At 67.6% G+C, this 5,877-nt stretch carries 7 protein-coding genes; all 7 read right to left on the bottom strand.

The features are described 5' to 3' along the window. Positions 1-134 precede the first annotated feature (134 nt). Positions 135-1,526: a type VII secretion integral membrane protein EccD gene (eccD, locus tag AB8Z36_RS27320; protein WP_369216039.1), complete on the bottom strand. Its 1,392-nt coding sequence runs from the start codon at positions 1,524-1,526 to the stop codon at positions 135-137. A gap of 13 nt (positions 1,527-1,539) precedes the next feature. After that, positions 1,540-1,830, bottom strand: coding sequence for a hypothetical protein (locus AB8Z36_RS27315; protein WP_369216038.1), 291 nt, complete (start codon positions 1,828-1,830; stop codon positions 1,540-1,542). A 112-nt stretch (positions 1,831-1,942) separates the two neighbouring features. Next, positions 1,943-2,230: a hypothetical protein gene (locus AB8Z36_RS27310; protein WP_369216037.1), complete on the bottom strand. Its 288-nt coding sequence runs from the start codon at positions 2,228-2,230 to the stop codon at positions 1,943-1,945. 18 nt (positions 2,231-2,248) lie between these two features. After that, positions 2,249-4,432 (bottom strand): hypothetical protein, encoded by a 2,184-nt coding sequence (locus AB8Z36_RS27305; protein ID WP_369216040.1) that lies wholly within the window; start codon positions 4,430-4,432, stop codon positions 2,249-2,251. Between the two features lie 5 nt (positions 4,433-4,437). Continuing rightward, positions 4,438-4,830, bottom strand: coding sequence for a DUF6507 family protein (locus AB8Z36_RS27300; RefSeq protein ID WP_369216036.1), 393 nt, complete (start codon positions 4,828-4,830; stop codon positions 4,438-4,440). A 99-nt stretch (positions 4,831-4,929) separates the two neighbouring features. Next, positions 4,930-5,238, bottom strand: a complete 309-nt coding sequence (locus tag AB8Z36_RS27295; protein ID WP_369216035.1) for a pore-forming ESAT-6 family protein — start codon at positions 5,236-5,238, stop codon at positions 4,930-4,932. A 118-nt stretch (positions 5,239-5,356) separates the two neighbouring features. Beyond that, positions 5,357-5,686, bottom strand: a complete 330-nt coding sequence (locus AB8Z36_RS27290) for a hypothetical protein (protein WP_369216034.1) — start codon at positions 5,684-5,686, stop codon at positions 5,357-5,359. Positions 5,687-5,877: the final 191 nt, after the last annotated feature.

Below are 5,877 nucleotides of genomic sequence, written 5' to 3'. Positions count from 1 at the left end.
GGCCGGTGCCGTCGGTTGGGGCGTCGCCGGGGCGTCCGCGCTCAACTCCCGCAGGATGTCGCGCTGCCAGTCACTTCCCTGACGTCCCTGACGTCCCTGACGTCCCTGACTTTCCTGAGCCATGCCGCGCACCCCTACGCGAAGGTGTCGAGCAGTCGCCCGTACACACCGAAGGCCCCGATGACCAGCGGCAGCATCGCGATCACGCCCACCGATTCGAGCACGTCGCCGGTACGCCGAAGCCGCACCCGTACGTGCTCGGCGGGCTCGGTCGCCAGCACCGCGAGCGGGGCCAGCGCGAGGACGACGAGTACGGTCAGCGGGCCGACGGCGGCGGCCTGTCCGAGCCACACCACCAGCAGCGCGACCACGACGGCCGCGGCGGCCGAGAGCAGCCCCACCACTTCGGCGACCAGCGGGAAGGCACGCGCCCGCAGGGCGAGCACCACGGCGGTGACGACCGCGAGGAGCACGGTCCACACGGTCGGCGCGCGCAGCACCAGCACCCCGGCCGAGGCCGCCGAGACGGACAGCACGACGGTGGCGAGGGCGAGCCCCCGGTGGGTGGCGGTCAGCGCGGTGCCTACGCGGTAACGGCTCACGGACGTACCGCCCGAGCGCCGGTCGTCGAGCCCGGAGAGCCCCGACGCCATCAGGGCGAGCCGGGGCAGCACGCCGAGCACCACGACCGACCCGAGGGCGAGCAGCGCACCCGTACGGGCCTGCTCGGTGATCGTCCCGGCGCCGTCCTGGAGGGCGAGGGCGGCCTCCCAGGCGACGAGGCATCCGAGGAGGGCTCCGGCACCGATCAGCGCGCCCCGCCCCAGCGGGGAGAACCAGCCGAGGAGCAGGAGCGCAAGCGCGAGACTGACGGCGGTTCCGGCGAGGAGCGTGGCGCCGGACCAGGCGTGGGCGTCGCCGAGGGTCCAGGTGCCGAGTACGCCGAGGGCGCCGGCCGTCACGATGAGGGTGGCGGCCAGGCCCGCTCGCCGGAACCGGCCGAGCAGGGCACCGGCCAGGGCCGTGGCCGCACCGGTGCCGAGGAGGGCGTTGCCGACGGTGGCGGGCTCCACCTCGCGGCGGGCCAGTACGCCGCCGACGAGCGCCCAGAGGACGGTCGCGAGTCCGGCGGTCACGCGCCGGGCGGCGGGCCGCCAACGCCAGGTCCGTACGTCCAGATCGTCCGCGGTCTCGTCGGTGACGTCATGGACGACGGGGGCGGAGGGCGCGTCCTCGGCCCGTACCAGCCGCAGCACGGCGCCGTCGGCTGTACCGGCGGATTCCAGGGTGCTGTCGTGCGCGAGGGCGGAGCCGTCGGTGGTCACGAGGTGGCGCAGCATGGGGCGTTCGGCGGCCTCGTCACCGAGCAGCCGCAGCACCTCGGGAAGGAGGAGCCCGATCGGCTCCCGCGAGGGCAGGACGAGATCCACCCGCCGCTGCTCACCGACCAGGGTGACCCGGCTCAGGGCCGTACGACCACTCGCACTGCCACCGCTCGTGCGGCTCAGCGGCCCCGCAGATATCACGCGTTCGAACCTATCATCGAGAAGAAGGGGTTACGGAGGGCGAGGACGTCGGCGCCGACGGACCGGTGGACGGCACCGAAGTGCCGTACGGCCCCTTCCCGATGAGCCGATGCGAGATGAACGACCAGCCGACGCATCCGGCACACAGCACGGCCGCGATCACGACCCCGGCGACCACTTTCCCCAGCCGCTCATCCACCGTCCGCCGCTGCCGCTGCCCCCCGAAGAGCAACGCATCCCGAAGCCGCCGCCGCCGAACGGAAACGGACTCCAGCAGCTGGCTGTCGTAGTCGTGGGCTGGCATGGCTACCTGGCGTTGAAGGAGTGGAAGGCCCACGCCTTACCGTTGCTGATCGTCATTTCCTTTTCGAAAACCCTTCTGGACACCGAATGGCGGCCCGGCAATGCTGTTCGCGTCACTCCGGCGGCGCGGGCTGCTGCTGGCGGTCTTCGAATAGGTATTCGTACATCTCGCCAAGATAATTGTACAAGCTTTCTGTGTCGGCAAATTCGATGTCCGTGAGCCGCTCATAATCGGCAACGGAAAGACTCCGTGTGCGCAGCACGCTCGCAAGGTCGACACGCACGGCGTCGACGTACTCCTTGCTGAAAGCGTGAAGCGTGGGCCGTAGATTCCCTCGCACATCGGGAGCTTGCTCCAGGTCGAGATAGGTCGTGATGAATGTTTCGAGTTCTTTGTTCACCGAGAGCCTTAATTGTGGTTACGGGTGCCGGCCGGGGGCGGGATTTGCGTATAAAGTGACGAGTTTCCAATCTCCGTCTATCAAGCGGTAGACCGGCTTGATGGTCCCACCCTCGAAGTTTACCGGCAGGAACTCGTCGAGGTTCGCGGGGTCTCGATAGAAGCCGCTGAATCTTTCGTGAGCCCCGGGGCCGAGGATGTCTTCGATCGCAACCGGATCCGGGGGCTGATTTGTGTGCGCAATTTTCTCCCGGAAATATGCGTCAGCCCTGACCATGTCCTCAGCGCTGTTGAAACGCGTGGCATAGGGGCCGACCTTGTGTGGACCTCCATGCACTCCGTCTATGGTATCTCCGGTAAGCGGGTCTATGTTGTCTTTCGATTTGACGTGTCCAGCATTACTTGAATTCTGCCCGTAAAGTTTTGGATTTCCGTCGGGGTCGAGTATCGGAGTCCCCAATCGCGCTTGCAGTACGGCGTCATTGGGGTAAAGGTGCCGTCCGGGGGCGTGCCCTTCGCCACCTTGACGGTCATCCAGTTCCTTGATGCGGGCATCAACGACTTCGGGGTCCATTGGCGGTTCGCCATGTGTCGCCAGTGGCCCCTGAGGTATTGAGCCATCGCCTCCGTGGCTACCAGGTATGCCGGAACCGTGTGCACTTGAAGTGGTGCTTGCCGCGTTGTGTCCGGAGGCGCCATGCTCCTCGAGGCTACCCGCGTCGGCGTGGTGCGACGATCCCGACGATGGCTGCTGGGGTGAGCTGCTGTCTATCGTGGTCCCGTGACTTGCATGTGTCGGAATTCCCCCCGCGTGGCTACTTGCGGAGGCGTGGATTCCAGCACTGGATAGAGCAGGCTCATGGTGACGTGGTATTGCCTCTGAGACTTCCGAATCGGCAGGAGCCCGCTCACTACGGGCCGTGTCCTGAATGGGGCGGCCCTCGGCGTCCAGGCGGATGAACTGGCCGTCCTTGACGAGGACCCTGTGGCCGTCGACCTCCAGGGTGCTGTGGACGCGCTGTAGTTCCGTCGTGGTGGCGAGTCTCGGGCTCACGCGGGACGTCAGTTCGGCGATCGTCGGCAGTTTGCTGATTCCCTTGCTGCCCACCGTCAGCGCCGCCGAGAGCGGGTCCGCGTAGGTGCCGATCTTGGCGCCGATTCCCGCGGCCTTCGCGCCCGCCCCCGCGGCCTTCGCGCCGAGGCCCGCCTTGGCTGCGGCGGAGCCGCCCTTGGCGATCCAGCCGAGTGGCCCGGCGGCCAGGGTGAGAGCGTTGAACGTGGTGGTTCCTGCGGCCTGTACCGGGTGCTCCTCCCACTCGTCCCAGGCCACCATGGCCTTGCCGAACGCGCGGAAAGCGGCCTTCTGGCGCGTGGCGGTCTCGTTGTCCACGTCCGCGAACAGGGTCTGATCCTTGATCCAGTCCACCGGCGTCATGGCGTACCGGAAGCCGCCCGCGATGACGTCTCCGAGGTTGCTCCAGGCCTCTTTGGCCGAGCCGCCGATGCCCACCAGGGTCCCCAGGCCCTGGACAGTCGCTCCCGCGCCGTCGACGACGAAGCCGTCGATCACGAAGTGCTTGAAATGGGCCAGGTAATCGTCCGAAGGCGTGGTCTGGCTCACCGGATTGCCCCACGGCAAGTCCTTCGCCTGGTTGAGCAGATCGGTGTCGTAGCCGTACATCACCGTCTGCTCGGTCGACGTGTGGCTGCCGTCGTCCTTGATGAACCTCGGGCCACCCACGAGTGCCGAGATCTTCGTGGCCGCCCGGTTCTCGGCGTCCTGGAAGGCGCTGCGGGTCGCGTTGACGTCCGCCCACAACCCGTTGTTGCGGGCGGTCTTGTCCCCGTCGTCCGTCCAGTCGTCGTCGCCCTCGACACTGGCCGCGAACTTCTCGGCGCTGCTCCGCAGCGACTCCAGTTTCTCGGCGAGCGGCCGCGCCTCCGCGGCGAACGTGTCCAGCGCGTCCGCCACCGTCTCAAGACGCGTGGCGAAGGTGTCGGCCTCGTCCATCACCGGCTGGGTGGTGGCGAACAGGTCCTCGGCCTCCGGCGCGGTGTAGTACGCCCCGAGCATCTGGAAGCGGGAGTGGATGTCGGCCCCGCCGTTGCGGATGCCGATCGCGTCGTCACGCAGGGAGGAGACGTCCTTCGCCAACTCCTCCCAACTGCCGTGGAATTGCGGTATGCCCGCCGGATCGATCATGTCGCTCACCGGAAGCCACCGTCCCGGAGGGCCGACGGCAGGAACACCGTCACATCGGGCGCCTGCGCCGCCTGCTGCTGTGCGTTCGCCGCCTGCTCCAGATCACCGGCCACGTAGTGGTTGGTCGCCTCGATCGCGCCGTTCACCGACTTCGCGGAACGTTTGGCCAGAAAACGTACGTCATTCGCGGTCTCCGCCACGAAGAGGCGCAGTGCCGCGCCGACCGGTCCTACGGGCGCCGCCCCGCAGACCGGCGGGCCGATCGTCCCCGCCGATCCCGCCGCGCTCTCGATGTGCTCCCCGTACGCCCTGACGTCCTTGGCCACGTCGTCCATCGCCAGCCCCACCAGCGACGTCACCGAATCCACCCCGGACGGCGTGATGTCCCACGCAGGCATGTTGAATCTCCCCCTACCAGCTACCAGCTACCAGCCATCAGTCATCAGCCATCAGTCATGGGCCATATGTCATCAGTCGTCAGCCACCGGCTGTGGTGGTCAGACGATGTTGTCGACCGCCGCCCGCGCCCTGGTCACCGTCGTCTGCGCGGTGCCGTCGTTCTTCTCCAAGGTGCCGCGCACCAGGCGGATGATCTCGCGTACCTCGTTCGCCGCCTTGTTCCAGCGGACTTCCTTGCCGTGGTACTCGTCCGATACGCCGTCCGCCTGGTAGTCGGCCATCGCGGCCTTCACCGCGCGGTCGCGGTCGCCGAGGACCCGCTCCAACTGGCCGATGATGATCTGGAGTCCGCCCTGGACGTCGGACGAGGCGCCGGTGTCGTAGGAACGGCGGTTCTGATTTGCCATGTCGAAAGAGCCCCCTTGCGGCTGTGCGCCCGCGTGGCTGAGAAGAGTGCGTGGTGAGGTGCGCGCGTGGTGACGTGCGTACGGGGTGACGTGCGTGCCCGATGGAGATGAGCGGCGGTCAGCCGGAGAAGCGGGCCGCGTCGAAATTGGCGGCGCTCATGTTCTGGTGCGCGTTGTCGGCCTGCTCGTCGTCACCCGTGCCGAACGCCTCGTCCATGCCCGCCTGGCCGCCCAGGATCGAGGACAGCGCACTGTTCAGGTCACCGGTGATCTCGTCCGCGCGCAGCTTGAACGAGTCGAAAGTGGCCTTGCCCGACCCGTTGAACTTGCCCTCCAGCGGCTCGGCCGCCTGTACGAGGAGATGGATCAGCGTGCCGAGATCGTCACTGGACCCCACCGTGCTCTTCCCCAGCACCGCCAGGGTCGTGTCTCCCATGTCGAACTTCATCCGCCCACCCCGTGAATCGCCAACTGCCGTGCACAAGCGCCCCCGTGCGGTCGTCACGGTGTGCACATGTGCCCCTCACGCCTCGTAGCGTATCGAACATCCTCTCCCATGTGCAGTTGCAGGCGCAACGAGACAGCCCGTGAGTGGCGCGATCCTTCCCCTGCGTCGGCAGAGGGGAGGATGGGCAGAGG

Source organism: Streptomyces flavofungini (genome assembly GCF_041028215.1).
Taxonomy (GTDB): Bacteria; Actinomycetota; Actinomycetes; order Streptomycetales; family Streptomycetaceae; genus Streptomyces; species Streptomyces flavofungini_B.
Note: the sequence above shows the minus strand (reverse complement) of the source record. Positions and strands in the feature narration are given on the sequence as shown.

What these genes read in the sequence shown, in the direction of transcription:
- AB8Z36_RS27290 (WP_369216034.1), bottom strand. Translation starts at nt 5,686, where the DNA reads ATGAAGTTCGACATGGGAGACACGACCCTGGCGGTGCTGGGGAAGAGC.
- AB8Z36_RS27300 (WP_369216036.1), bottom strand. Translation starts at nt 4,830, where the DNA reads ATGCCTGCGTGGGACATCACGCCGTCCGGGGTGGATTCGGTGACGTCG.
- AB8Z36_RS27305 (WP_369216040.1), bottom strand. Translation starts at nt 4,432, where the DNA reads ATGATCGATCCGGCGGGCATACCGCAATTCCACGGCAGTTGGGAGGAG.
- AB8Z36_RS27315 (WP_369216038.1), bottom strand. Translation starts at nt 1,830, where the DNA reads ATGCCAGCCCACGACTACGACAGCCAGCTGCTGGAGTCCGTTTCCGTT.
- AB8Z36_RS27295 (WP_369216035.1), bottom strand. Translation starts at nt 5,238, where the DNA reads ATGGCAAATCAGAACCGCCGTTCCTACGACACCGGCGCCTCGTCCGAC.